The organism is Streptomyces sp. NPDC090798, from assembly GCF_044768965.1.
Taxonomy (GTDB): Bacteria; Actinomycetota; Actinomycetes; order Streptomycetales; family Streptomycetaceae; genus Streptomyces.
The window spans coordinates 1-26729 of record NZ_JBIVXA010000023.1 but is presented as its reverse complement, the minus strand read 5'-3'; the positions used below and the strand labels follow the sequence as shown (position 1 = coordinate 26729).

At 71.5% G+C, this 26729-nt stretch carries 17 protein-coding genes and 2 pseudogenes; 10 read left to right on the top strand and 9 right to left on the bottom strand.

All coding sequences use genetic code 11. The annotated features are described in order from the left end of the window. Positions 1-13 precede the first annotated feature (13 nt). Together ACIQTP_RS36585 and ACIQTP_RS36580 are read left to right on the top strand one after the other, a co-directional pair. Entirely contained in the window at positions 14-2074 is a 2061-nt protein-coding gene (locus tag ACIQTP_RS36585) for a beta-galactosidase (RefSeq protein WP_403408097.1), read from the top strand. A gap of 109 nt (positions 2075-2183) precedes the next feature. Then, positions 2184-4250 carry an RICIN domain-containing protein gene (locus ACIQTP_RS36580; protein WP_403408095.1) on the top strand — a complete coding sequence of 689 codons (2067 nt, stop codon included), beginning with the start codon at positions 2184-2186 and terminating at the stop codon, positions 4248-4250. Positions 4251-4461: 211 nt separating this feature from the next. Here the strand turns inward: ACIQTP_RS36580 and ACIQTP_RS36575 are convergent, their stop codons facing one another. From ACIQTP_RS36575 to ACIQTP_RS36565, 3 genes are all read right to left on the bottom strand, one after another. After that, a complete protein-coding gene (locus ACIQTP_RS36575) occupies positions 4462-5091 on the bottom strand; it encodes a DUF6629 family protein (RefSeq protein WP_403408093.1) in 630 nt (209 codons plus the stop codon). Between the two features lie 131 nt (positions 5092-5222). Further along, entirely contained in the window at positions 5223-7613 is a 2391-nt protein-coding gene (locus tag ACIQTP_RS36570; protein WP_403408091.1) for an ATP-binding cassette domain-containing protein, read from the bottom strand. Positions 7614-7822: 209 nt separating this feature from the next. Next, positions 7823-8740 carry a LysR family transcriptional regulator gene (locus ACIQTP_RS36565; protein ID WP_403408089.1) on the bottom strand — a complete coding sequence of 306 codons (918 nt, stop codon included), beginning with the start codon at positions 8738-8740 and terminating at the stop codon, positions 7823-7825. Positions 8741-8796: 56 nt separating this feature from the next. Here ACIQTP_RS36565 and ACIQTP_RS36560 point away from each other — a divergent pair, with 56 nt between their 5' ends. From ACIQTP_RS36560 to ACIQTP_RS36540, 5 genes and pseudogenes are all read left to right on the top strand, one after another. Beyond that, entirely contained in the window at positions 8797-9747 is a 951-nt protein-coding gene (locus ACIQTP_RS36560) for a DMT family transporter (RefSeq protein ID WP_403408087.1), read from the top strand. Then, positions 9717-10214 (top strand): YbaK/EbsC family protein, encoded by a 498-nt coding sequence (locus tag ACIQTP_RS36555; protein ID WP_403408085.1) that lies wholly within the window; start codon positions 9717-9719, stop codon positions 10212-10214. Before ACIQTP_RS36560 ends, ACIQTP_RS36555 begins: the two co-directional genes overlap by 31 nt. Positions 10215-10360: 146 nt before the next feature. Next, positions 10361-11470 (top strand): annotated as a pseudogene (locus ACIQTP_RS36550) (long-chain fatty acid--CoA ligase); the annotation flags it as partial. A gap of 98 nt (positions 11471-11568) precedes the next feature. Continuing rightward, the gene (locus ACIQTP_RS36545) at positions 11569-15102 is read left to right on the top strand and encodes a type I polyketide synthase (RefSeq protein WP_403408083.1); all 3534 of its coding nucleotides are present in this window, start codon (positions 11569-11571) and stop codon (positions 15100-15102) included. A 110-nt stretch (positions 15103-15212) separates the two neighbouring features. Beyond that, a complete protein-coding gene (locus tag ACIQTP_RS36540; protein WP_403408314.1) occupies positions 15213-16313 on the top strand; it encodes a M23 family metallopeptidase in 1101 nt (366 codons plus the stop codon). A 60-nt stretch (positions 16314-16373) separates the two neighbouring features. Here the strand turns inward: ACIQTP_RS36540 and ACIQTP_RS36535 are convergent, their stop codons facing one another. The 5 genes from ACIQTP_RS36535 to ACIQTP_RS36515 form a co-directional block, all read right to left on the bottom strand. Continuing rightward, positions 16374-17771, bottom strand: a complete 1398-nt coding sequence (locus ACIQTP_RS36535; protein ID WP_403408081.1) for an FAD-dependent oxidoreductase — start codon at positions 17769-17771, stop codon at positions 16374-16376. Between the two features lie 36 nt (positions 17772-17807). Continuing rightward, on the bottom strand, positions 17808-19013 hold the full coding sequence (locus ACIQTP_RS36530; protein ID WP_403408079.1) for a DUF6545 domain-containing protein: 1206 nt from the start codon (positions 19011-19013) through the stop codon (positions 17808-17810). 124 nt (positions 19014-19137) lie between these two features. Further along, the gene (locus tag ACIQTP_RS36525; protein ID WP_403408077.1) at positions 19138-20331 is read right to left on the bottom strand and encodes an MAB_1171c family putative transporter; all 1194 of its coding nucleotides are present in this window, start codon (positions 20329-20331) and stop codon (positions 19138-19140) included. 3 nt (positions 20332-20334) lie between these two features. Beyond that, on the bottom strand, positions 20335-20889 hold the full coding sequence (locus ACIQTP_RS36520) for a toxin-antitoxin system, toxin component (RefSeq protein ID WP_403408075.1): 555 nt from the start codon (positions 20887-20889) through the stop codon (positions 20335-20337). 347 nt (positions 20890-21236) lie between these two features. Beyond that, positions 21237-21965: a hypothetical protein gene (locus ACIQTP_RS36515; RefSeq protein WP_403408073.1), complete on the bottom strand. Its 729-nt coding sequence runs from the start codon at positions 21963-21965 to the stop codon at positions 21237-21239. Between the two features lie 500 nt (positions 21966-22465). Here ACIQTP_RS36515 and ACIQTP_RS36510 point away from each other — a divergent pair, with 500 nt between their 5' ends. Continuing rightward, positions 22466-24166 (top strand): ATP-binding cassette domain-containing protein, encoded by a 1701-nt coding sequence (locus ACIQTP_RS36510; protein WP_403408071.1) that lies wholly within the window; start codon positions 22466-22468, stop codon positions 24164-24166. A gap of 97 nt (positions 24167-24263) precedes the next feature. Here ACIQTP_RS36510 and ACIQTP_RS36505 read toward each other — a convergent pair whose 3' ends face one another. After that, a complete protein-coding gene (locus tag ACIQTP_RS36505; protein ID WP_403408069.1) occupies positions 24264-25787 on the bottom strand; it encodes an aminotransferase class V-fold PLP-dependent enzyme in 1524 nt (507 codons plus the stop codon). A 164-nt stretch (positions 25788-25951) separates the two neighbouring features. Between ACIQTP_RS36505 and ACIQTP_RS36500 the strand changes: the two genes are divergently transcribed. Both ACIQTP_RS36500 and ACIQTP_RS36495 read left to right on the top strand, forming a co-directional pair. Then, the gene (locus ACIQTP_RS36500; RefSeq protein WP_381949859.1) at positions 25952-26167 is read left to right on the top strand and encodes a DUF4177 domain-containing protein; all 216 of its coding nucleotides are present in this window, start codon (positions 25952-25954) and stop codon (positions 26165-26167) included. A gap of 229 nt (positions 26168-26396) precedes the next feature. Beyond that, positions 26397-26729: pseudogene (locus ACIQTP_RS36495) on the top strand (VOC family protein); the annotation flags it as partial.

Genomic DNA, 26729 nt, shown 5'->3' with positions numbered 1-26729 from the left:
CGGAAGGACCACCATGATCTCCACCCTCCTGTCCCAGTTGCGGCACGGGCCGGACGGTGATCCCACCCCCCGCCTCGCCTACGGCGCCGACTACAACCCGGAGCAGTGGCCACGCGAGGTGTGGGAGGAGGACATCCGGCTCATGCGGGAGGCGGGCGTCAACATCGTCTCCGTGGCGATCTTCTCCTGGGCCCGCATCCAGCCCGCCGAGAACGAGTGGGACTTCGGCTGGCTCGACGAGGTCATGGACCTGCTGCACGCGGGGGGCATCGGGGTCGACCTGGCCACCGCCACCGCCTCCCCGCCGCCCTGGCTCAGCACGGCGTACCCGGAGATCCTTCCGGTCACCGCCTCCGGCGAGACGCTGTGGCCCGGGGCGCGCCAGCACTGGCGTCCCACCTCGCCCGTCTTCCGCGAGCACGCGCTGCGCCTGGTGCGCAAGATGGCCGAGCGTTACGCGAACCATCCCGCGCTGGTCGCCTGGCACGTCTCCAACGAGCTGGGCTGCCACAACGTCTACGACTACTCCGACGACGCCGCCCGCGCCTTCCGCGACTGGCTGCGCGCCCGCTACACGACGCTCGACGCCCTCAACCACGCCTGGGGCACGGCGTTCTGGTCCCAGCGCTACAGCGACTGGGAGCAGATCCTGCCGCCCCGGCTGGCCGCCTCCCACCCGAACCCCACCCAGCAGCTGGACTTCAAGCGTTTCTCCTCCGACGTGCTGAAGGACCATCTGCGCGCGGAGCGGGACGTGCTGCGCGAGCTCACGCCCGGTGTTCCGGTCACCACCAACTTCATGGTGATGGGCAACACCAAGGGAATGAACTACGCGGACTGGGCCGCCGAGATCGACTTCGTCTCCAACGACCACTACGTGGTGCCCGGCCCGCAGGACCGCGACGAGCTGTCCTTCTCCGCCAACCTCGTCAGCGGCATCGCCGGTGGCCGCCCGTGGTTCCTCATGGAGCACTCCACCAGCGCCGTCAACTGGCAGCCGATCAACGTGGCCAAGCGGCCGGGCGACCTCGCCCGTGACTCGCTGGTGCACGTCGCCCACGGCGCCGACGCGGTGTGCTTCTTCCAGTGGCGTCAGTCGGCGGCGGGCGCCGAGAAGTACCACTCGGCGATGGTGCCGCACGCCGGAGCAGACAGCGAGCTCTTCCGCGCGGTGGCCGGCCTCGGACAGACCCTCAAGACCCTCGCTCCGGTCGCCGGGAGCGAACGTGAGCCGGCCCGGGTCGGGATCGTCTTCGACTGGGACTCGTGGTGGGCGAGCGAGCAGGACTCCCACCCCACCGCCCAGCTCAGCTACCGGCAGGAGGCGCTGGACTGGTACTCCGCGCTCCTCACCCTCGGCATCCGGGCCGACGTCGTCACCACGCGGACCGAACTCGACCGCTACCAGGTTCTGATCACGCCGGTGCTGCATGTCATGCCGGCCCCGCTCGCCAAGGAGCTCACCCGGTACGCCGAGAACGGCGGCCACCTGATCACCACGTACTTCTCCGGTGTCGTCGACGAGAACGACCACATCTGGCTCGGCGGCTACCCGGGCGCCCTGCGCGAGCTGCTCGGCATCCGCATCGAGGAGTTCGGCCCGCTGCTCGACGGCGAGACGGCCGACGTCGACCTGGACGGCGTGGACGGCGCCGCCACGGGCACCTTGTGGACCGACCGGATCAGCGTCACCGACCCGGCGGTGGAGGTGCTGGCGCACTACCGCGACGGCACGTACGCCGACCGCCCCGCCGTCACCCGGCGCCCGACGGGCGAGGGCTCGGCCGCGTACGTCTCCACCCGGCTCGGCACGGACGGTCTCACCGCGCTGCTGCCGAAGCTGCTCGCGCCTGCCGGTGTGCACAGTGAACTGCCGGACGGCGCGCGGGGAAGTGTCGAGCTGATCGTGCGCCGGAGCGCGGACAGCCGCTATCTGTTCCTGGTCAACCGGACCGACGAGACCGTGCCGCTGACCGGAGTATCCGGAGACCTGCTGGTCGGCCGGACGGACGACGACGGCACCGTCGTCCTCGCCCCCCGGGACGTCGCCGTACTGCGGCAGCCCGCCCTCTGACAGCCCTCGGACAGCGAGCACGGCCCCCGTTCGAGGGTGACGCCGGCGTGCCCCCACCCGGGGGCACGCCGGTCCATCGCAGCGACCACCTACGAGTTGGGAGCACACGTTGGCACGCCGCACCCGCACAAGACGGCTTCTGGGAACCATCGCAGGCACCGCACTGGCCACCGGGGCAGCCCTGGTCACGGCCCCGCCGACGAGCGCGGAGACCGCGCCGGCAGCGGCCGCGTCCGTGACCGTCCGGCCGGATCCCTCGTACGAGGAGCAGAGCTTCGAGGGCTGGGGCACCAGCCTGGTCTGGTTCGCCAACGCCACCGGCGACTACCCGGCGCCGATCCGCGAGAAGCTCGCCAAGCTCCTGTTCGGCGACGACGGCCTCAACCTCAACATCGCCCGCTACAACATCGGCGGCGGCAACGCCCCCGACGTCAAGAACTACCTCCGGGCCGGCGGCGCGGTCGAGGGCTGGTGGAAGGCCCCGGCCGGCACCACCCGTACGGACACCGACTGGTGGAGCGCCGACGACGCGGCCGACTGGAACCCGAACGCCGACGCCACCCAGCGCTGGTGGGTGGACCGGATCAAGAAGGACATCACCCACTGGGAGACGTTCAGCAACTCGCCGCCCTGGTTCATGACCACCAGCGGCTATGTCTCCGGCGGCTTCAACTCCTCCGCCGACCAGCTCAAGGCCGACTCCGTCGACGACTTCGCCGCCTATCTGGCAGGAGCGACCAAGCGACTGGAGAAGGCGCACGGCATCAAGGTCGACACCCTCGACCCGTTCAACGAGCCGAACACGAACTACTGGGGTACGCGCCTGGGCGCCGACGGGCAGCCGGTCGGCGGCCGCCAGGAGGGGGCGCACATCGGCCCCGGGCTCCAGCAGCAGGTGATCCGCGCGCTGGCCCCCGCCCTCAGGAAGGCGAAGACCGGCACGAAGATCTCCGCGATGGACGAGACCAACCCCAACATCTTCACGCAGAACTGGAACTCCTACCCCCAGGACGTGCGGGACCTCGTCGGCCGGCTGAACGTCCACACCTACGGCACCGGCGGCCGTACCAGTGTGCGCGACCTGGCCAAGGCGGCCGACAAGCCGCTGTGGATGAGCGAGGTCGAGGGCGACTGGGGCGACGGCCAGAGCTTCACGGACATGCGGCCGGGCCTGGGCCTGGCCCAGCAGATGGTCGACGACCTGCGCGAACTCGAGCCCAAGGCCTGGGTGTTCTGGCAGCCGGTCGAGGACTACGACAACATGAAGCCGGGCGGTGAGTCCGCCAAGGGCGGCAACTGGGGCAGCATCCAACTCCCGTTCAGCTGTACCTCCGCGGACACCCTCGCGACCTGCCCCATCCACACGAACACGAAGTTCGACACAGCCCGCAACTTCACCCACTACATCAAGCCGGGCGACCGGCTGATCAAGACCGACGACACGTCCAGCGCCGCCGCGGTCTCCAAGAACGGCAACGGGGCGACCGTCGTCCACGTCAACAGCACCACCAGCGCGCGTACGGTCACCATCGACCTGTCCAGGTTCGGCCACATCGCGCGGGGCGCGACGGTGACTCCCGTGGTGACCAGTGCCGACGGCAAGTTGGCACGCCAGACCCCCGTCGCGGTCACCGACCGCCGGGCCACCTTCACCGTGCCCGCCCAGTCCGTGACCTCCTTCGTCGTCAAGGGCGTGTCGGGCGTGGCCAAGGACGCCGCTCTGCTGAAGAAGGGCCACACCTACTCCCTGACCGGCGTCCAGAGCGGCAAGGCGCTCACCGTCGCGGACGACGGCGGCAAGCTCGTCATCACGACGGCGAGGACGGACTCGGCCACGGTCACCGGCCAGCGGTGGCGGCTGCGACAGATCAGCGGCCGGACCGGCAACCGGCAGCGGTACGTGTTCACCAACCCGGTGGAGGGCAAGCGGCTGGCCGTACGCGACGGTGCCCCGGTCCTGGAGGCGGACACCGGCCCTCGTGACGCGGCCACGCAGTGGATCATGTCGACGACCGGTGACGACACCTGGACTCTCGTCAACGCCGCCACCGGAAGGCTCCTGGAGGTGGGCGGCCAGGCCACCGCCGACGGATCCGCCGTCACGATCTGGACGCCGAACTCCGGCTCCAACCAACGGTGGACGGTGTCCGACGAGACCGCCGGGACCGGTTCCTAGCCCTACGGCGCCACCCCTCTCCGCGCCCGCCCGAAGCTGGTCCGCGCGGGTGCGGAGAGGATGCCTCGTCCACGTCAAACACCTTGTGTGTCAGGTGAGTTCGAGCAGTCCCCCACCGAGGCGCGGATCCTGGTGCCCCGGCCGGGTGCGCCGCTGACGTCGAGGTCGCCCCCGCACTCACGCGGGCGCGCCCGAGCGGCCGGGAGGCCCGTCAGCGCCGCGCGTCCGGCCCGACCGGGCGCCGACGCACCCAGCCGAACAGCGCCACCGAACCCACCGCCGCGAACGCGCACCAGGTCGACACGAACTCCAGCTCCCACAGCACCCAGCAGATCAGCGCGCCCGCGCCCATCAGCACCCCGAGCAGCAGAAGCCCGCGGTCACCGGAGAGCAGGAGGGAGCCGACGGTGGCCAGGAGATAGCCGGCGACGAGCAGTTCAGGATGGTTCAGATGCACGAAGTAGCCGAGGGTGTGGCCGCGGACCTCCGCCCGCACGGGACGGGTCACGAGGGCGTACGCGAGTGCGGCGGCGGTCGCGACGCCGATCGCCAGCGGCACCGTCAGCCTGCCCCGGGCGTGCGGGGGCGCCGCGCACATCACACCGGCCGGAACCCACACCGCGAGCAGAGGCAGCGCGATGACGGCCCAGGCGACGGTGGCGGGACCCGTACCCCCGCCGGAGTCCCAGACCACGGACTCCACGATCTGATGCGCCCCGAGGATCAACGGCAGCGCGGCCAGCGGCAGATCACCGACCCGCCGCACCCGTGCCACACAGGCCACCCCGACCGCGCCGATCCCGACACCGGCGGCCAGGTCGGCCGTCGCACTCCAACACATCGCGTCACCAAGGGGTCGGCCAGCATGTGATTACAGCCTTACGACGACCACGGTAGTGCCCCGTCGGACGAACTCACGGAGGCCACCCGCCCATACGGGGTCGAGCGAAACCGGTCGGGCGAGGGTCTGCGTCAGGTGCCGACGTAGGTCGCGAGGTGTTCGCCGGTGAGGGTGGAGCGGGCTGCGACGAGGTCGGCGGGGGTGCCCTCGAAGACGAGTCGGCCGCCGTCGTGGCCGGCGCCGGGGCCGAGGTCGATGATCCAGTCGGCGTGCGCCATGACCGCCTGGTGGTGCTCGACGACGATGACCGACTTGCCGGCGTCGACGAGCCGGTCGAGCAGACCGAGCAGCTGCTCGACGTCGGCGAGGTGGAGACCGGCGGTCGGCTCGTCGAGGACGTAGACGCCGCCCTTGTCCGCCATGTGGGTGGCCAGCTTGAGCCGCTGCCGCTCGCCGCCGGACAGCGTGGTGAGCGGCTGGCCGAGGCTCAGGTAGCCGAGGCCGACGTCGGAGAGCCGGGTGAGGACGCGATGAGCGGCCGGCGTGTGCGCCTCGCCGGCGCCGAAGAACTCCTCGGCCTCGGTCACCGACATCGCGAGCACCTCGCTGATGTCGCGGCCGCCGAGGTGATAGTCGAGCACCGAAGCCTGGAACCGCTTCCCCTCGCACTCCTCGCAGGTGGTGGCGACACCGGCCATCATCGCCAGGTCGGTGTAGATGACGCCGGCGCCGTTGCAGGTGGGGCAGGCACCCTCGGAGTTGGCGCTGAACAGGGCCGGCTTCACGCCGTTGGCCTTGGCGAACGCCTTGCGGATCGGGTCGAGCAGGCCGGTGTACGTCGCCGGGTTGCTCCGCCTGGAGCCGCGGATCGCGCCCTGGTCGACCGACACCACACCCTCCCCGGCCGGGATCGACCCGTGCACGAGCGAGCTCTTGCCGGAGCCGGCGACGCCGGTGACGACGGTGAGCACCCCGAGCGGGATGTCGACGTCGACGCCCCGCAGGTTGTGCGTCCTCGCGCCGCGGATCTCCAGCGTGCCGGTGGGCTTGCGCACCGTCTCCTTGACTGCGGCCCGGTCGTCGAAATGGCGGCCGGTGATGGTGCCGCCGGTCCGCAGCCCCTCGACGGTGCCTTCGAAGCAGACCGTGCCGCCCGCCGTACCGGCGCCGGGGCCGAGGTCGACGACATGGTCGGCGATCGCGATCGTCTCCGGCTTGTGCTCCACGACGAGCACCGTGTTGCCCTTGTCCCGCAGCCGCAGCAGCAGGTCGTTCATCCGCTGGATGTCATGGGGGTGCAGGCCGATGGTGGGCTCGTCGAAGACGTAGGTGACGTCAGTGAGCGAGGAGCCGAGGTGGCGGATCATCTTGACGCGCTGTGCCTCGCCGCCGGACAGCGTGCCCGCCGGCCGGTCGAGCGAGAGATAGCCGAGCCCGATCTCCACGAACGAGTCGAGGGTCTGCTGCAGAGCGGTGAGCAGCGGCGCCACCGACGGCTCGTCGAGAGCGCGGACCCACTCGGCCAGGTCGCTGATCTGCATCGCGCAGGCGTCGGCGATGCTGATCCGCTCGATCTTCGACGACCGGGCCCCTTCGTTGAGCCGGGTGCCGTCGCACTCGGGGCAGGTGGTGAAGGTGACCGCCCGGTCGACGAACTCCCGGATGTGCGGCTGCATGCCCTCCCGGTCCTTGGCGAGCATCGACTTCTGGATCCGCGGGACCAGCCCCTCGTACGTCATGTTGATGCCCGCGATCTTCATCCGGGTCGGCTCGCGATGGAGGAAGTCGTGCAGTTCCCTCTTGGTGAACTTGCGGATCGGCTTGTCCGGGTCGAAGAAGCCCGACTCGCTGTAGAGCCGTGAGTTCCAGCCGCCGCCCGTGTAGCCGGGGACGGTGATCGCGCCCTCGGAGAGTGACTTGGAGTCGTCGTAGAGCTGGGTGAGGTCGAGGTCGGAGACCGAGCCACGGCCCTCGCAGCGCGGGCACATGCCGCCGGTGATGCTGAAGCTGCGGCGCTCCTTCACGGTCTGTCCGCCGCGCTCCATGGTGACCGCGCCGGCTCCGCTGATCGAGGCGACGTTGAAGGAGAACGCCTTGGGCGAGCCGATGTGCGGCTTGCCGAGCCGGCTGAAGAGGATGCGCAGCATCGCGTTGGCGTCGGTGGCGGTGCCGACCGTGGAGCGGGGGTCGGCGCCCAGCCGCTGCTGGTCGACGGTGATCACGGTGGTCAGCCCGTCGAGGACGTCGACCTCGGGCCGCGCCAGCGTCGGCATGAAGCCCTGCACGAAGGCGCTGTACGTCTCGTTGATCAGCCGCTGCGACTCCGCCGCGATCGTGTTGAACACCAGCGAGCTCTTGCCCGAGCCGGACACGCCGGTGAACACCGTCAGCCGGCGCTTCGGGATCTCGATGCTGACGTCCTTGAGATTGTTCTCACGCGCGCCGTGCACGCGGATCAGATCGTGACTGTCGGCAACGTGCGGCGCAGGCGACTGCGTGTCCGTCCTCGGGGCCATGCTCATCGTGTCTCCCTCTGTCGAGTGGGCCGCCTTCGCGGACTCCGTCGGCGTCGCCTGGCTGGATCCGACCAGCCCCGAGGGTAACGTCAGGTCTTCCTGTGTCGGGGCGTGGATCGCGAGGTCCGTGGCCGTCACGGTAGCCGCGGCTCACCGAGCGGCGCTTCTCGAATCCTGACCGGTCTGGTCACCTGCTTCGACGCACACGACGGCGTTCACGCAACCGCGCCGCCGTCCCGCCGCTGGATCGTCGCCGCTGCCCGGTGGAGTTCGGTGAGCACCGTTCGTACGGCTCTTCGTGCGGCGCGTTCGGGGCGATGGAGCACATCGATGTGGCGTCGGGTGTGCACGCCGCTGAGAGGCCTGAGGACGAGTGCGGGGTGTGGGCGCGTGGTCCAGCGGGGCATGAGGGCCAGGCCGCCTCCGGCGGCGACGGCTTCGGCGACCACCGCGAACTCGTTGATGCGATGGACGATGTCGAGCCGTCGGTTCGCGGCGCTCGCGATGGCGTCGATGGTGGCCATGAGCGGAAACCCGTCGTGCACGGTGATCCAGGGCTGGTCCGCGACGTCGCGCGGGGTCAGACGTCGTTTGGCGGTCAGGGGGTGGTCGGCCGGCAGGGCGACGTCCAGCGGCTCACGCAGCAGCGTGTCGGCGGTGACCGTGGCCGGCCAGGGCGGCGCCTGGTCGAGACGGTGGGCGAGTACGAGGTCGTAGTCCCGGGTCAGTCCGGGGAAGTGGTCCTGCGCGACGTCCTCGTCGGCGAGCGAGAGCCGCGGGCGTCCAGGTCCTGCCTGGGCGAGCAGCAGGAGCGGGAAGAACGCGGAGGCCGCGCTGTGGAAGGCCGCCACCGACACGCCCGCGTCCGGCTGGTCGACGAAGTCGTCGATCGCGTGCCGTGCCGTGGCCATCGCGGTCTCCACCTCGATCGCGGCCCGGGCCAGGGCTTGCCCGGCATCGGTGAGTACCAGCCGCCGGCCGTCGCGTTCGGTGAGGGGGACGGGGATCGAGCGTTGCAGCAGCCGCAGCTGTTGGGAGATCGCCGAGGGTGTCATCAACAACGCCTCGGCGGTGGCGGTGACGCTTCCCGACTCGCCGAGCTCCCGCAAGATCTGCAACTGCCGCTCGTTCACCTGCTCAGTGTAGTGATGCTTCAGAGATACTGAAGAACATCGTTCTTGGCTTCAGCATGGGAACAGTGCAGCGTAGGGGCGTGTTCCACACCCGCCGCACTGACGCAGTGCTTCTCCTTGTCGCCATCGTCTGGGGTTCCAGCTACCTGGCCGCGAAGACGGCCACCCATGCCCTGCCGGTCCTGGTGGTGCTGTTCGCGCGGTACGCGATCTCCGCGCTCGCCTGCCTCGCCCTCGTCGCCACCCGCCGCCGGAAGGAGCGCTGCACGCGGGACGAAGTGCGTGTCGGGTCGGTGCTGGGGGTCACTCAGGCCGCTGTCCTGGTTCTGGAGACGTACGGTGTCGCGCACACCAGCGCGGCCAACGCCGGCCTGATCATCAGCCTCACCATCGTGCTCACCCCGCTACTGGACCGCACGACGGACAACGGACGGCTGCCTCCGCGCTTCTTCGCCGCCACGGGTGTGTGTCTGGTGGCCGTCGCACTGCTCATGTCCGGCAGCGGCTTCCACACTCCCGGGATCGGCGACCTGCTGATGCTCGCCGCCGCGGTGGTGCGCGCGGCACATGTCGCGCTCGTGGGGCGGCTCACGAAGGGCCGCGTTGTGCGGCCGTTGCAGCTCACGGCCGTCCAGACGGGTGTCGGCTCGGCGCTGTTCGCCGTGCCCGCCGCGAGCGCCCTGCCGACACTGACCCGGGTCGATACCGCGGTCTGGGGCCAGCTCGTGTATCTCGCCCTGTTCTGCAGCGTGTTCGCCTTCCTCGCCCAGACCTGGGCGGTGCAGAACAGCTCTGCCAGCCGGGCCAGTCTGCTGCTGGGCACCGAACCGGTCTGGGCGGTCGTGGTCGGCGTCTGCCTCGGCGGCGAAGGGTTCACCGTCCTCACCGGCCTCGGCGCGGCGCTCATGGTCACCGGGACGTACTGGGGACAGCACATCGAACGCACCCACCGCACCACCCATATGGAGGAGTCCCCATGCCGGACAACGGCACCTATGGGCGTCTGATCAGCCTGCTCGACAGCACCGCGACCGCGTACGAACTCATCGACCACGAACCGCAAGGCACCACCGAGACGGTCAGCGCACTGCGCGGGCACCCGGTGTCCGAAGCCGCGAAGTGCCTCGTCCTGATGGTCAAGATCGACCGGCGGGTCACTCGCCACGTGCTCGCGGTCGTCCCCGGGGACCGGCGTGTGGACCTCAACGCCATCCGCACGCTGTTCGCGGCCCGCTACGTCGGATTCAGCGACGCGGCCACCGCGGAGCGACTGGCCCATGCCGTCCCCGGCACCGTTCTGCCCTTCAGCTTCGACCCCGCACTCGAACTCGTCGCGGATCCGGACGTCGTCGCGCGACCGTGCCTCTACTTCAACGCCGCTCGCCTTGATCGCTCGCTGGCCATGTCCGGGGCGGACTACGCCAGGCTCGCCGAGCCGCGTGTCGCGCGCATTGCCGGTCCGGGCTCGGACTGAGCGACAACCCCCGGCTCCGGAACATCGGAGGCAGGCTCGTGTGGAGCGGCGGCCGACGCGCCGCGGGGTTGTGGCGCCGCTGAACGGGCGTTCGGCTGACGTACGGTTACGGCACGTGGTCTGCGGTCGAAGTCGTAGGGGTGGGAATGGCCGAGTTCCAGGGCGAGTTGGTGCGTGCGTTGCCCACCACTTTGAGGGAACACTCGGCTCGGCGGGGAGGCAGGACCGCCTACGTGGACGGCCGCCGTGCCGTCACCTACCGGGAGTTGGAGGAGCGCACCGGTCGGCTGGCGGGGCATCTGGCGCGGCTCGGGGTGCGGCGCGGGGAGCGGGTCGCGATCCATCTGGGCAATCGGGTGGAGCTCGTGGAGAGCTGTCTCGGGGTGCTGCGGGCCGGGGCCATCGGCGTACTGCTGAACCCCGGTGCGTCGGACGAAGAGCTGGGGTACTTCCTTGACGACAGCGGCGCGGTCCTGGTGATCACCGAGGAGTCGCTCGCCACCCGGGTCGCCCGACTGGCGGCGAAGCGCCCCGAGTTACGGGTGGCCGTCGTCGGCCCCGGCGACGTGCACGCCGACGCGCTCGCTTTCGAGGACCTGGCCGCCGATGTGTTCCTCTTCGAGGACCTGGCCGGGACGGATCCTGGCGCGGCGCCCCGGGACGACCTCGGTCTCGACGATCCGGCGTGGATTCTCTACACCTCGGGCACGACCGGGGAGAGCAAGGGCGTGGTCTCCACCCAGCGTGCCGCCCTGTGGTCGGTGGCGGCGGCCTATGTGCCGGCGCACGGACTGCGGGAGGGGGACCGGCTGCTGTGGCCCCTGCCCATGTTCCACGCCTTCGCGCACTCGCTGTGCCTGATGGGAGTGATCGCGGTCGGTGCGAGCGCACGCCTCCTCGCCCCGGGTGCGAGCGTCGCCCAGGCGCTGGCCGCCGAGCCGTTCACCATCCTGGCCGGGGTGCCCGCCACCTATCGCCTCCTGCTGGAGTCGCCGCGGGAGACGGCAGCCCCGGTGTCTGCGTCACTGCGGCTGTGTGTCACCGGCGGCGCGCCCTGTCCCCCCGAGCCGAAGGCGGAGGTCGGCCGTGTGCTCGGCGCTCCCCTGCTCGACGGCTACGGCTCCACGGAGACCTGCGGGAAGATCGCGGTCCAGCGGCTCGACGGACCCCGTGACGACGCCTCCAGCGGGCCTCCGCTGCCGGGGCTCTCGGTGCGGCTGACCGATCCGTCCACCGGTGCCGAGGTCACCGACGGGGCCGACGGGGCCGACGGGGAGATCTGGGTCCGCGGCCCCGGACTGATGACGGGCTATCACAACCGTCCGGACGCCACCGCGAAGGCGTTCTCCGGCGGTTGGTACCGCACCGGGGACCTGGGCCGGCTCGGCGCGAACGGCCATCTCCAGGTCACCGGCCGGGTCAAGGAACTCATCCCTTCCAGCGGCAGCGCTACTGGCTGTCCGAGCCCGCCACCGACGCGGCAGCCGGTTTGGGCCATCCGCTGCTCACTCAGGCGGTCACCGTGCCGGGCACCGAGCGTGTGCTGTGCGGTGGCCTGCTGTCCGGCGCGGCCCAGCCGTGGCTGCGCGACCATGTCGTGGGCGGCCACGCCTTGGTGCCCGGGGCCGCGTTCGCCGACCTGGTGCTCCATGCCGGCGACGCGTGCGGACTCGCCGTACTGGAGGATCTCGCCCTTCTCACCCCGCTGTTCCTCCCCGCCGGCGACGACGAGCGGATCCAGGTCCAGGTGGCCCTGGGCGAGCCGGACGGCGCCGGGCGGCGCACGGCGGACGTGTACGCGCGGCCGGAGGAGTCCGGTGCGCTCGGCGCCTGGACGCACCATGCGACCGGTCGGCTCGGACCGGCGGTTCCGGGTGTCCTGGAGCGCCCTGCCTCGCTCGGCGCGTGGCCGCCGCCGGATGCCACACCCGTGGATCTCACCGACGCCTACGAACGGCTGGCCGCCACCGGTCTCGCGTACGGGCCGGCGTTCCGGGGGGTCAGGGCCCTGTGGCGGCGCGGCGAGGAGTTGTTCGCCGAAGTCGGCCCGGTGTCGCTCCCGGACGCCCGGCGTCACGCGCTCCACCCGGCACTGCTGGACGCGGCCCTGCATGCGGGACTGCTTGCCGAGCCGCCCTCCGGACCGGCCCGGCTTCCGTTCGCCTGGCAGGGCCTCACGCTGCACGCGACCGGGGCCACGGCGCTGCGCGTACGCATCAGGAACACCGGCCCGGACACGGTCGGCGTCGATCTCGCCACGCCCTCCGGCGCGCCCGTGGCCAGGCTGGAGTCGATGACGACCCGAGCGGTGCCGAAGTCGGGTGTCCCCCCGGTCGGAGAGCTGTACAGGCTGCGGTGGACCGGCGTTCCGGCTGTCGGCGAAGGACCCGCCGTCGCGGTGGAGGAACCCGACGACCTGGGGCTGGCCGCGTTCCTGCCGCAACGGGACACGGCGGCCGGGTCCGCGGACGCTCCGGAGGTGGTCGTGGTGTCCTTGTCCGCCCGCGCCGACGACGGGACCGACCCCGCCGCCGCGGCCCACGCGCTGACCGTACGGGCACTGGATCCGCTGCGGGCGCGGCTCGCCGGTTCCGGGCGGCTGGCCGTGGTCACACGTGGCGCCGCCGACGCGGCGCCGGACCTGCCCGCCGCGACACTCTGGGGGTTGCTGCGGGCCGCGCAGGCCGAGTACCCCGGGCGCCTCACGCTCGTGGATGTGGACGGCCGGCCCGAGTCGCCACGGCTGCTGCCTGCCGCCCTCGGCACGGGCGAACCCCAACTGGCCATCCGGGACGGCTTGCTGAGTGTCCCTCGGCTTGCGGCCACAACCGGGGCGGTGGCGGACGGCTCCCTCGGCCGGGGCACCGTCCTGATCACCGGCGGCACCGGCTCCCTGGGGGCGCTGCTGGCCCGGCATCTGGTCGAACGGCACGGCGTACGGCATCTCGTGCTCGTCAGCCGACGGGGTGAGCGGGCTCCGGGGGCGCAGGCGCTGCGCTCCGAGCTCGAAGGAGCGGGGGCGCGGGTGGACCTGGTGGCCTGCGACATCGCCGAGCGAGATCAACTGGCCTCTCTCATCAAGGAGTTCGGGCTCGACCTCACCGCCGTGGTGCACACGGCCGGCGTCCTGGACGACGGCGTGCTGGAGGCGATGACCCCCGAGCGGCTGACGGCCGTACTGCGGCCGAAGGCCGACGCGGCCTGGCAGCTGCACGAACTGACGAAGGATCTGCCGCTGTCGCGGTTCGTCCTGTTCTCCTCGGCCGCCGGGCTGCTGGGCAATCCCGGCCAGGCCAACTACGCGGCTGCGAACTCCTTCCTGGACGCGCTCGCCCGTCACCGCACCGCCCACGGCCTCCCCGCGCTGTCCCTGGCCTGGGGTCCTTGGGCCGACGACGACGGGATGGCGGCGCGCGCGGGCCGGGTGCACGGCGGGGCGGTGCGCGCGGTCTCCCCGGAACAGGCGCTGGCACTGTTCGACGCCGCGCTGGGCGGCGGTGAGCCGGTCCTCGCACCGCTGCCGCTGGACCGCTCGCCGGGAGCGCTGCCCGCCGGGGCACCCGTTCCACCGCCGCTGCGCGGGCTGCTGCGCCCAGCCCGGCCGACGGCCTCGCCCTCGGCGGCGAACGGGGTGGCGAGCGGGGTGACGGAGCCGGAGGGTGTCGCCGGGGCCTGGCGGGACCGTCTCGCGGCCCTGCCGCCGTCCGAGCGGGCACCCGCCCTGGTGGAACTGGTCCGCGCCGAGGTCGCCGCGGTGCTCGGTCATACGCGGACCGAGGCCGTCGACCGGGACTTCCCGCAGCTGGGTCTCGACTCGCTGATGAGCGTCCTGCTGCGCAACCGGCTGAGCCTGCTGGCCGGAATCCCGCTGGCGGCCACCGTCGCGTACGACTGGCCGAATGCGGAGCGGCTCGCGGATCACGTGTACGCCGAGCTGAGCGGCGTCCTGGCCGACAAGGCCACTGCGGCCGGGCCGCCGGAGGGCGATCGGCGTCATGAACCGACCCGCCCCGCCGTCCCGACGGTTGAGCGCCGGCGCGGGACCGGCATGTCGCTGCCGACCCTCTATCGGCAGGTCTGCGCAACGGGCGATGTCGTCTCCGCGATGTATCTCCTCGTCAGCGCCTCCCTCGCCGCACCCACCTTCGGCCACGACGAAGGTGCCCGGCACGCGATACCGCCGCTGCGACTGGCCTCGGGGGCGAACGGTCCGGCACTCGTCTGCGTTCCCGGCTTCGCCACCAACCTCGGTCGGCCCTGGTACGAGGGGCTCGCCCGCCCCTTCGACGGCGAGCGGGACGTCTTCGAACTGCGCCACCCCGGCGTCGACTCCGGAGTCGCCGTGGCGCGGGACCTGGAGACACTGGCCGAACTGCACGCCAAGACCGTCCGCCGGCACCTCGGCGATCGCCCCTACGTCGTCGTGGGCCACTCCATGGGCGGTTCGGCCGCCCACGCGGTCACCGCCCGTCTGGCAGCCGACGGCACGCCCCCGGCCGGACTCGTGCTGGTGGACTCGTACCACGTCACCCCCGACCGGGAAGCCGAGCCCTGGCTGCTGGCGATGCCCGCCCGGATCCCCGTGGCCGCCGGCGAGCGGTTCGACAGCGCGGTGGACGATCTGACGTTGCTGTCGTTGGGCGCGTACACCCGCATGTTCCGCGGCTGGGACCCTCGACCCATCCAGGTTCCCACCCTGTTGGTGCGCGCCTGCGAGCCACTGCCGGACATGCCGGAACGGTGGCGGTCGTCCTGGCCGCTCCCCCACGACACGGTGGACGCTCCCGGCAGCCATCTCGGTGTGCTGGAGGAGAACGCCCCCACGACGGCCCGGGCCGTCCGCGAGTGGATCGACGCGCTCGCTCCGGGCCGAGGAAGGACCGCATGAGCGCCGCGAGGGGTTTCTTCGCCCGCCACGGTGTGCCCGAACGGGCACGTGACCTTGCCTCTGCTCCTCCTGAAGTCCGGCGGACGAAACGCTAGCGTCCCCTGGTGAGTATCAGGACCCCCGAGTCGCCACCCGAGCCCGGGGTTGCGCGCACCCGGCGCAGAAGCCGCCCCGGACCGTTCACGCTGCTGGTCCTGCCGGGGCTGACCGCCGTGCTGGGGTTCGCCGGGTTCATGACGGCGACGGGCCGGTTGACCACTCTTCTGTCGCCGGCCCCGAGTACGAACAGCGCGGTCGTCGCGGACGGCGCGGTCGCCGAGCACGTCGAGGACGCCTACGTCCCTTGGCTGCGTGCGGCGGCCAAGTCGTGCACGGTCCTGAAGCCGTCCGTCCTCGCGGCCCAGATCGAACAGCGTTCCAGCTGGGACACCGACTTCGCCACGCTCTCGGGTGAGACGGGGATCGCCGGGTTCACCGACGCGCAGTGGCGGACCTGGGGCAAGGACGAGGACGGCAACAAACGGTCCTCGCCCCGCGACCCGGTGGACGCCATCATGGCGCTCGCCCATGAGGACTGTGCTCTCGCCGAGAAGGCCACCCGTCTCAAAACCCGTGGAACGGTCACCGGAGAGCTCCTCGACCTCACCCTCGCCGCCTACACGGTGGGCACGGACGCGGTGACCCGGGCGGGGCACGTCCCCACGAAGGCACGGACCTACGTCACCGAGGTCAAGGCACTCCTCCCGCGCTACAAGACGTACGACCGGGCGGAACCCGGGAGTTCCGGCGGCGGGACGGCGAACGCGGTGCTGGCACCGCCGCTCACCTCTCTCGTGGTCACCTCACCCTTCGGCACGCGCCAGCACCCGCTCACCGGCGTGACCAAGCTGCACACGGGCGTCGACTTCGCCGCGCCACAGGGGGCTGCGATATCCGCCGCACGGCAGGGGCAGGTCGTGTTCGCGGGAATGACCAAGGCCTACGGCAACCGCATCGTGATCGATCACGGCACCATCGGCGGAAGACGGGTGGAGACGACGTACAACCACCTGTCGGCCCTTCACGTCACCTCGGGCCAGAGCGTCGACGCCGGAACGGTGATCGGTTTCGTCGGCTCGACCGGCCTGTCGACCGGACCACACCTCCACTTCGAGGTACTCGTCGACGGCACGTACACCGACCCGATGCCGTGGCTCGCCGCCGGCTCCTGAGGGCGCCTTGAGCCGGTCGTCGCCTGCGCGGGCAAACCCGCGCGGGAATCGGCTCACACATCACGAGGTGGCTTCGCGCTCGTGCTTCGTCAGGGGCGGGCCTTCCAGGGGCGGCGTCTTTCGGCCGAGACAGACCAGCGCGAGCATGTCGGGCATGAGCAGCCGGGAGGGCGGTTTTTCCATGCTCATCACGTCCAGGAGGATGCGCAGGGCGTAGGGGTTGCGTGAGCCGGCGTCGACGGCTTTGTCGACGAAGGCGGCGAGGGTCCGTTCGAGCCGGGTGGGCGGCTGGTCACTGGCGTCCGGGTAGAACACGTCCTGCCCCACGGCCAGGCTCCAGGCGTTCTCGACCGGCCGCGCCGCGGCCTTCTGGACGCGCCGGGCGGTACCGGGTGCGCCGAGGTCCTGTTGCCGCAGGACGCGGCGCAGGGCGATCACGCTCTGTGCGGCGGCGCTCAGCCCGTGGCCGTAGACGGGGTTGTAGCCGGCGACGGCGTCGCCGAGCACGGCGAAGCCGTCGGGCCAGCGGGCGGCCTTCTCGTAGTACCGCCGCTTGTTGGCGGTACTACGGGTGGTGATGACGTCGGTCTCGGGTTTGGCGTTCGCCAGCAGTTCGCCGATGACGGGGTGCGGCAGACTCAGGGCGAAGGGCATGAACTCGTCGTTGTCGCTGCTGGGCTGCCCGCCGCGGGATCCGCAGAGCGTCACGAGCCATCGGCCGCCCTCTATGGGGGCGATGACGCCGCCGCGGCCGGGGATCCGGCGGGGGTCGGCCTGTACGTTGACGATGGGAAAGCCGTCCGCGGCGCTGCCGGGTGCGCGGTAGATCCGGCTGGCGTAGCCGATACCGGCGTCGACCGTGCGCTCCTGGACCGGGGGAAGTCCGAGTTCCCGCAGCCAGACGGGGGCGCGGCTGGCGCGTCCGCTCGCGTCGATCACCAGGTCGGCCGAGAGGGACGTCTCGGACTGTTCCGCGCGGATACGGACGCCGGTCACCCGGTCCCCGTCGCCCAGCAGGGCGACCAGTTCGGTCTGCTCGTGGAGGGTGATGCGGGGGTCCCGCAGGACCCTGGTGCGGATCACCGCGTCGAGGAGGTCACGGCTGCACAGAAGGTTCGTGTGGCGGGTGTGGGTGAACCTGCGGAACCACTGCCCCGAGGGGGCCTTGGAGACCAGGTCGGTCATGATGCGCGGGGTGTGGGCGCCTTGGTCGACGAGTTGGTCGATGATGCCGGGCAGGAGGTCATCGAGGGCTTTCACGCCGCCGGACCACAGCACGTGGGCATGGCGGGCCTGCGGCAGCCCCTTGCGGGGGTGGGGGCCGTCGGGCAGCACATCGCGTTCGATGATCCGCACGTCTGCGAAGTCGGCGAGCACGGCCGCGGCGAGCATGCCCGTCATACCCCCTCCGATGACCACCGCGGTACGGCGGGAGGCGGTGCTGGCAGACGACGACATAGGGTGCACTCTTTTCTGTTGCGGGGAGCGGGAGTCTCAGTCACGGCCGGCGGCCGTACGGGCGGCGGCCTGCCGTCGTGCTTGGGCGACGATGGGGGACGAGGACAGCGCGCGCGACAGAAGCACCATCAGCTGCGGCTGGGAAGTGGACTCCAGGGTTCCCGCTCTCGTCGGCACCTCCGCGCCGCCATCGCGGGAGACCTGTACACGGGCCGCGGCCAGCATGGCCGCTTCGGCCACCACCGTGGCCTGGTGCGGTGACCGGACACCGCGGGTGCCATCGGCGGCGAGTGAGGCCACGGCCTCGGCGTACGCGGTCGCGCGCACCTGGTCATCGAGATAGGGCGAGCAGGCCAGAACCCCGTCCCAGATGGCGATCTCCTGGCGTGCCAGACGCACGACCGGCGGATCCCACCAGCGGATGATCCCCTCGGTCGGCGCGCGCAGCGTCCGCAGCTCCGCCCAGAGGGGCTTCAGCAGCCGGTAGCGCCTCCACGCGCGCAGATTGTCGACCGCCGGCGGCCCGACCCGGGGGACGGCGAAGCCTGCGGCGGTGGTGACGCCGGCGAGCATGACGAGTGGTGGGGACACGTTGGTGGAGAGGACATCCCAGTCCACGCCGTTCCAGCGGGCGGCCATGGCCGTGTACTTGGCGATCTGGTAACCCGCGTCGAACGTCAGGCCGACGATGAGCAGGATCAGACCGACGCGGGTCACGCCGCGCACCTCTCGCAGCCAGCTCACGCTCATGACCGCGAGAGCGACGGTGGCGGCCGTGTGCGCGACCATGTACAGCACGATCATTTCACGCATGCAGGGCGTGTTGGCGTAGTACGTGTCCAGGTCCTGGGTCCGTTCCACGGGGACCTCGGCCAGGCCGAACAGGGTCCAGATTCCGGCGATGACCATTGCGTAGACGCCCAATACGAGCCGGGCGGCGCGCTGTTGCGTCTCAGGGGGCCCGCCCTTCCACCGGATCATGAGGACGAGGTAGCTCGCACTGAGCGCCGTCATGCCGGCGTACACCAGCGGGGCACTGAAGTTGGCGACGCCGGTCGCGTCATTGACGTACCGGATCGTGGGCGGGGCGGACAGGACGCACACCGCGGAGCCGACCAGCAGGATCGCGTTGCTCGGAGCGACCAGGGAATCCCGCCAGAGGCCCGTACCCGCCGACAGCTTCAGTCCCGCGGCGACCAAAAGAAGAGTGCCGGGTATGTAGAAGACGATGCCGCTGTCCACTAGGCCTGCCCGCCTTCCGGGGATGTACGTGGGGTCGGTCCGTCGGACGGCGGAAAGGGCGCCGTGGCCCATCGGGGCGTGTGCGGTGGAGGGACGGGCCGGTGCGGGGGCACGTCGTGCGGGCTCATGACGGGGTTCTTTCGTCAGCGGGGGCCGCGGCGGCCACAGCGGCCGCGCGGGCCGCCGCGACAATGGGGGACGTACGCAAGGCATCCGCCACGCCCATCAAGGTGGCGCGCGCCGTGAGGCCCGCGGAGTGGTCGAGTACGGCGGTCTCGGCGCCCGCGCCGCCGGGGTGGACCCGGACGGCGGCGGCGATCATCGCGGCGAGGCCGATGCGGGAGGCGTCCTCGTCGCCGTGTCCCGCGGACCGAGCCGCTGCCTGCGCCCGGGCACGGACCCGGTCGTCGAGACGCGGGCGAAGGAGGTTCAGCCCGTCCTGAATGCCCGCCTCACGCCGGGTGAGCCGCACGGCGTACGACGAAGACCAGGGGATCGGAGCGGCGAGCGGATTCCCTGGGGAGGCGCCGCTGAGTTCGCGCCACAGCGGGCCGAGCCGCCTCCAGGTCACCACGGTGTGCCAGAGCACGCCCAGCCGCGGCCCGAACAGCGGCACCGTGAAGCCGACGGTGGCGACGGTGGCGGCCAGGCTCACCATGCCGGGCGCCAGGCTCGTGCTCAGCACGTCCCAGTCCCCGCCGGCCCACCGCGCCGCCACCGCGGTCAGCTTCAGGGTGCTGAAGGACAGGTTCAGCAGCCATCCGGCCACCAGGAGCCAGAGCCCGGCCCGCAGCCATCCGCGCACCTCCAGCGCCCACCGCCGGCACAGCGCCGTGGTGGCCACCGCCGCGGTGATGTGACCGAGCAGGTACAGCGCGATCATCTGCCCGATCCAGGGCGTGGTGGCGTAGTAGGTGTCGAGATCCGTACGGCGCTCGACCGGGGCGTCCCCCGCCACGAAGAGAACGATGATCAAGGTGATCAGCACGCTGTAGCCGATCTGCCAGCGTCGGGCGAGACGGCGTACATGGTCGGCCGGCCCGCCGCGCCAGTGAAGGATCAGCAGCAGGCAGGCGGCGCTGTAGGCGCTGACGATGACGTAGTCGAGCGGGGCGGCGAGATTCGGGACGCCGCTCGCTCTGTTCACGGCGGCGACGGTGGGCGGGGCGGCGAAGAGGAATCCGGCGCCCCCGAGGAAGATCACCCAGCAGACCGAACGGACCAGTGGGTCACGCCAGGTTCGGATCAGATCCGGCAGTTTCACTCCGAGGCCGGCCCACAGGGCCAGCGCGGGTATGTAGTAGCGCGAGGCGTTCACGGCTCAGACCTGGGACCGGCGGTGTCCCAGTGAGGCGCCGATCCGGCCGGCGATCTGGGACCGGTCCGTGGCGAGGCTGCCGGGTTCCCCTTCCAGCCAGATCCGCAGATGCGTCACCGCCCGCAGGGCGAAGGTCTCGGCTTCCTGCTCCGATCGTTCGTGGAACTCGGTACGCGCGGCCACGGCCCTCACCGTCTGCCGCACATCGGCCCGGTCGCTCAGCACGCGTGCGGCGACGGGGATCCCGGCGGCGTGGTGGCCGCAGTCGCCCTTGATCATGTGCCAGATCTCGTGGCAGAGGATGGCCAGTTGGTGGACGGGCGCCGCGCGCTTGTCGACGAGGACGATGTCGTGGTCCGGCATGTCGAGCCACAGTCCCGTGGCGGTGCGGTGCGGGAACTCCTCTTTGAGGAGGACGACCTCGCGCCCCCTGATGTCGGCGACCACGGCGATGAGCGCGTCGAACAGCGCGTCAGGAGCGGCGGGTACGGGCAGGCTCACTCCGTCGGCCAACTGGCCGATCAGGTTCCGCATCTCCTTGGCTCTGCCTGTGCGCACCGCTCTCCCCCGCGAACTTCAGCATGGGGCACCGCCGCACGGCGCCCGTCGATCCCACCCTGCCTGCACCCACCCGGCCGAAGGTACGCCCAACTCGGCCTGTCAATATGCCAAACAAGGTGCCTTGTCGGCCACGCCAGGCTCTGCGGTGTGCAGCAAGCTGAGGGGGATCAAATACCGATCAAATGGGATACGCGCGCATCCGGGCCTGGCGCATCCGAGGCGTTCCGGACCCACTCCGGCCCGCGCGCGGGACGTCTGCCGGTGGCTGCGCCCGGCGGACGGCGCGGCGTGAGCTTCCCGCCTCGGGCGGCGACACGCCTGCGTACGACCAAATGCCCCCATGATCAGTGCCCTTCGGTGTGCGAACTGTCCGATCCCGGACCCTGCGCCCGCTGAGCGTTTCTGCGCTGCAGGATGGTGTCGATCCAGTCAGTCACCAACTGAAGCTCCTCTTCGGCCAATTGCGGGGCGCGTGCGGCCAACTCCCGCAGTCCGTGCGTACTGCGCAGCCGAGCCATCGGATCGGTCGCCCGACCCTCCAGGCCGCGCAGGATGGGCTGGAGGGCGTTGTTGAGCGAGGCCTGCGGTTCGGCGGAGAGCCAGCCGTTGGGCTGGCCGAAGAAGAACGTCTCGATGCCGGCCTGGGTGGATGCCAGCGGGCCACCGGAGCGGGCCGGTCGCCGCTCCACCGTCTGCTGCGAGGACGCCTGCCGCGAAGGCGTCTGCGTCGAGGGCGTCTGCGTCGAGGGCGTCTTCCGCCGGCTGTTCACGAGGTTCGACAGCGATGCCCGGGAGGCGCCGTAGGAGGCGGCGATCTCGTCGTAGGAGTGCCGCGTCCCGTCGGGGCGCAGGCGCGTCTCGCGCAGGTGGGCGATGCGGCGGACGATCCGGTCGGTGACGTCCTCGGCGGGGGGCTCCTCGCCGTCCAGGAGCATCCTGATGACGTCTCGCGGGACGCCGCTCTCGTTCGAGAGCCGTTCCACGTCGAGCACGTCGTCGCGGCTGCGCCCGTCCGCGATCAGGGAGCCGATACGGCCTAGGGTCTCGGCGAGCGCTCGGCGCGTTTCTCTCACCGGCAGGTCTCCTGATGTCGGACGGGGGGCGCGAACTGCACGTTGACTTCCGAGACTTTAGCCGCTGCGGGACCCTGCCAGCCAGAGCGGAAGATACTCCAATAGCCGTACTCGACTAGAGCAGTTGACATGAATGGCCGGGGATTGTCAGGATCACCACACGACGTGCGGACCGGTCGTCGCGCAGCGGGGACGGGGGAGCCCGTGTGCGCTCCGACGCGGATCCCACGGAGTGTTCCGTGCTGCGGCGGCACACCATCACGGGGTGTGCGGTCGCGGCCCGGGCCAATTCCCCCGATGTCAGGCCGCATGACGCGGAGGAGCCGCATGGCGCGATGCCCACATCGCGCGGAGGCGGCATCGACAGTCCATCGCCCGGAGCCGGCCCGGTCGCCGGGGTTCGCGACGCCGGGGTAGCCCGCGCGGCACGCCGCGTCCTCCGAGGAGCCCGCACGTACGGTTGGGCCGCGCGGTGCGCCGGCCCCTGGCATGCTGCACCCATGCAGACGCCCATGCAGCCGTCCTCGTCCGCCGAAGCCTCCGCCACCTCGGTCAACGGCCTGCGCCTACAGGCCCGTTCGGTGGGGCAGCGCATGCCCGGCGCGGGGAACGTCCTGCACGACGTGTCCCTCGACGTCGCGCCGGGGCGGCTCACCGTGATCGCCGGGAGCAGCGGGGCGGGCAAGACGATCCTGTTGCAGACGCTCGCCGGACTGCGCGCGCCGACGGACGGGTCGGTCCTGCACGACGGGGCGCGACCCGGCCCTCCGGGGCCGGAGTTCGGGTTCGTTCCGCAGGAGGACATCATCCACCGCGAGCTGCCGCTGCGCCGGACGCTGGTGTACGCGGCGGGTCTGCGCATGCCGCCGGGCACGACGCCCGAGTCGGTGGCCGCGGGCGTGGACCGGGTCCTGAAGGCTCTCGGTCTCTCCTCCCGGGCGGCGACGCCCGTGCGCGCGCTGAGCGGCGGGGAGCGCAAACGGGCCAGTATCGCCGCCGAGTTGCTCACCCGCCCTCGCGTGCTCTTTCTCGACGAGCCCACCTCCGGGCTCGACCCGGTGACCGGTGCCGCCCTGCTGCGGACCCTGCGCGCGCTGGCCGAGGACGGCACCACCGTCGTCCTCACCACCCACACGCTCGCCGATCTGCTCCGCGGCGACCAGGTGGTGTTCCTCTCCCCCGACGGCGAGGTCGCCTACGCCGGTGAACCGGGCCCGCTGTGCGGGGCGTTCGGGGTGGGCACCGTCGAGGAGGTGTACGAGGCGGTGGCCCAGGGCGTACGCGTCGAGCGCGCCGCGCCGCCGGACGTGCTCGACTCCGACGCCCCGCCGCCGGCTCCTGTCCGGCGTGTTGGTGCGGTACGGCAATGGGCACTGCTCACCCGTCGCGGTACCGCCCTGCTCCTGCACAACCGGCTCTCGGTCGCCGTCCTTGCCGGTTCGCCGGTGATGATCGTGGCGATGTTCGCGGTGCTCTTCCGGGCGGGTGCTTTCGATCGCGCGGCGCCCGACCCCGGATCGACCGCGATGATCATGTTCTGGATCGCGTTCGGCGCGTTCTTCTTCGGCCTGACGTACGGGCTGCTGCAGATCTGCACGGAGCTGCCCGTGCTGCGCCGGGAATGGCTGGCCGGGCTGCGGATCGGTCCCTACGTCGCGTCGAAGCTGACCACCATGCTGCCGGTGCTCGCGGTCGCCGACGTACTGCTGCTGGTGGTGCTGCGGGCGCTGGACCGGCTGCCCGCGGCCGGGTGGGGCACGTACGGTTCGCTGTTCGTGTCGAGCGTGCTGGCCTCGGCGGCGGCCCTCGCGCTGGGTCTGCTGGCCTCGGCCGCGGTGACGGAGCCGGGCCAGGCGACGCTGATGCTGCCGCTGCTGTGTTTCCCTCAGGTGCTGTTCTCGGGGGCGTTCGTGCCGGTGCCGCGGATGACCGGTGCCGGGGAGGCGATCAGCTGGGCGATGACCAACCGGTGGGCGTTCGAGGCACTGGGCAGCGGGGTCGGCCTGGAGTCGCTGTGGCGCACGGGCGCGTCGCCCCTGGGACCGCCGCTGCTGGACTCGTACGGGGACTCGTTCGGTCATCCGGCGAGCCGCGGCTGGTTGGTCCTCGCGGGGTTCGCGGTGCTGTTCCTCGCGGTGACGTGGGCGGTCCTGGTGCGCAAGTGCCGGGAGGGCGCGGTGCGGAGCCGGGCGGGACGCTGAGGGCCGGGCCCGGCGGCCACGGGCGGCTTCGGCGACCCGGTGGGCCGGTCCGCCGGGCGCGTCCAGGTCCACGACCGCTGTCACCCCCGCCAGGCCCTCAGCACCCCACCCGAGCCGCCAGCCCCGTCACCCCCGGCACCCGGTCGCGGTAGGTCTGGGTCACGAACGTCAGGAACGTCTCGATGTCCCTCGGCTGGGACGACACGCCCAGGGAGATGCGGACGGCACCCGCCGAAGGCAACTGCAGCAGGTCCAAGTACTCCTCCATCGAACCGAGTTGCCTGCCCGCGGCCGAGCGCAGCCGGCGCAGCGGGAGGGCGAACGCCGCCTCGCCGGCACCCGGGTTGCAGAAGCAGCCGGTCCGCAGCGAGATACCGCGCGCGGCGCTGTCACGGGTGACGACGCGCTCGTCGACGACCCGGCCGTCCGCTCCCAACAGGTTCAGCGCGACCGTGCCGCCACGGGCCGCCCCGGCGTCCAGGGGGCCGTACACGCGGGCCATCGGGGAACCGTCGCTGTGGCGCAACGCCCCCAGGCCGGTGAGCAGTTGGCCGGTGAGGGCGGTGACGTGGGCGTGCACCCGGTCCATGCCGAGGCGGTCGATCCACTCCAGCCCGGCGGTGACGTCCGGGACGGACAGGAAGTTCACCGTGCCGTCCTCGAAGGCCGCCTCGTCGGCCGCGAGGACGTGCCACTGCGCCTGCGCGCTGACCGCGTAGATCGTGCCACCGGAGAACCAGGGCCGGCGCAGCTTGGCGAGGGCCTCCCGGCGGGCTATCAGACTCCCGATGCCGGTGGGGTGGCCGAAGACCTTGTACCAGCTGACGACGGTGAAGTCCGGGTGGAACCGGCCGAGGTCGAGCGGGTTCGTCGGCACGAAGGCGGCCGCGTCGAGCAGGACGTCGTAGCCCTGCTCCTGCGCCCGTGCGATCCATTCCAGCGGATGCTGGACGCCGGTGAAGTTGCTCTGGGCCGGGTAGGCCAGCAGCCCGCGCGGCTCCACGCGACCGCGCCGCCCGAGGCGCCCCAGGCGACTCAGGCCGCTCAGGTGACGCCCGGGACCGCGTCCGTGCGCGGTGAGCGCCTCCCCCAGCCGTTCCTCGTCGATCCGCAGGCCGTGCCCGCTCACGGGGACGTACGCCGTCTCGGCTCCCCCGGCCCGCGCGTACTCGCGCAGACCGTTGACCGAGTTGTGGTTGTCCAGCGACATCACCAGCCTGCTGCCGCGCGCGAACGGATACGCCTCGCCGACCAGCCGCAGCGCGCCCGTGGCGTTGGCCGTGAAGATCACGGCGTACTCGGCGGGGTCCGCGCCGAAGTGCCGGAGCACCGCGCGGCGGGCCTCGGCGAGCAGCAGTCCCGAGGCGCGGGAGGCCGGGCTCTCGGAGTGCGGGTTGCCGAATAACCCGCCGGTGATCCGTTCGGCACTCCCCGTGACGAGCGAGCGTGGCGGAAGCCCGGCGCCCGTGTGGTCGAGATAGGTGTGGCCGCCCTCGTCGAGGTAGCCGAAGTCGCGCGCCCGCAGCCCGGCGAAGCCGTCCACGCCCCCCTCGCCCGCGGCGGCGCCTCCGGAAGTCCCCTCGGTCGCGCGTATGCGGCCACTGCCCGGTGCTTTGTCCATGAGTTCCCTCCGCCCGGCCGGTCCTTCCCCACGCCCCGGACCGACCCTCCATGAAGCTTCACCAAAGGTATCCGTACGGACGGCCCCTCCCCTGTGCCACGGCATCGAACAGTGATTGGGTGGGCCCGGCCATACCGTTCGAACCGCAGGAGAACCCCGCAGTCATGAGCAGCGCTTACACGTACGAGTACAAGGTCGTCACCTTCCGGGAGTCGCTCATCGGCGACGCGCTGGACAGCGACAAGCTGGAGAAGGTTCTGAACAAGCACGCCGGGGACGGCTGGGCGCTCAAGGCGATCACGTCCGCCGATGTCAAGGGCCGCATAGGTCCCGGCGCGGTGGAGGGGCTGCTTCTGACCTTCGAGCGACCCCTAGGATAAATCCGTTTATGCCCGTTTCTGCCCTTGTGTGGTGCGTGGGAGGCCGAGGCGCGGGATGCTGGAGTTGATGAGACAGCGGATCCGCGGGTACTCCTGAGCCGTCGGAGGCCTTCCGGTGCGGAAGGCCTCCCCGGGCTGGGCGGATGTCGGTCGCGTGCCGTACGGCTCCGACATCCCGGAGTACTCGTGTCCAGCCGCTGCCGGCCAGTGAGGTCAGGACGGTACAGCGATGAAGAGCGACGGAACACTCGACCGTGCGGTTGTCTCCAGCCACTCGGTGTTCGGAGCGCCCTGCTGGGTCAGCCTGGCCACCCGCGATCTGCGGGCCGCGCAGGACTTCTACCACGCCGTACTGGGCTGGGAGTGGCACGCGGGCAAGCTGGGCAGGGAGTACCGGTTCGCACGGGTCAAGGGGGTGCCGGTCGCCGGCGTCTCGGCGATGTCCGGCTTCGGAGCGAGGATGGCCACGTGGACTCCGTATTTCGCGGTGGCGAGTGCGGACGAGACGGTGGCCCGAAGTCAGGAGCGCGGGGGTACGACCGCGGTGGGACCGCTCTCTTTC

Coding starts and splice junctions, on each gene's coding strand:
- ACIQTP_RS36585 (WP_403408097.1), top strand. CDS start 14: ATGATCTCCACCCTCCTGTCCCAGTTGCGGCACGGGCCGGACGGTGAT.
- ACIQTP_RS36575 (WP_403408093.1), bottom strand. CDS start 5,091: ATGTGTTGGAGTGCGACGGCCGACCTGGCCGCCGGTGTCGGGATCGGC.
- ACIQTP_RS36570 (WP_403408091.1), bottom strand. CDS start 7,613: ATGAGCATGGCCCCGAGGACGGACACGCAGTCGCCTGCGCCGCACGTT.
- ACIQTP_RS36560 (WP_403408087.1), top strand. CDS start 8,797: ATGGGAACAGTGCAGCGTAGGGGCGTGTTCCACACCCGCCGCACTGAC.
- ACIQTP_RS36555 (WP_403408085.1), top strand. CDS start 9,717: ATGCCGGACAACGGCACCTATGGGCGTCTGATCAGCCTGCTCGACAGC.
- ACIQTP_RS36535 (WP_403408081.1), bottom strand. CDS start 17,771: ATGTCGTCGTCTGCCAGCACCGCCTCCCGCCGTACCGCGGTGGTCATC.
- ACIQTP_RS36510 (WP_403408071.1), top strand. CDS start 22,466: ATGCAGACGCCCATGCAGCCGTCCTCGTCCGCCGAAGCCTCCGCCACC.
- ACIQTP_RS36505 (WP_403408069.1), bottom strand. CDS start 25,787: ATGGACAAAGCACCGGGCAGTGGCCGCATACGCGCGACCGAGGGGACT.
- ACIQTP_RS36500 (WP_381949859.1), top strand. CDS start 25,952: ATGAGCAGCGCTTACACGTACGAGTACAAGGTCGTCACCTTCCGGGAG.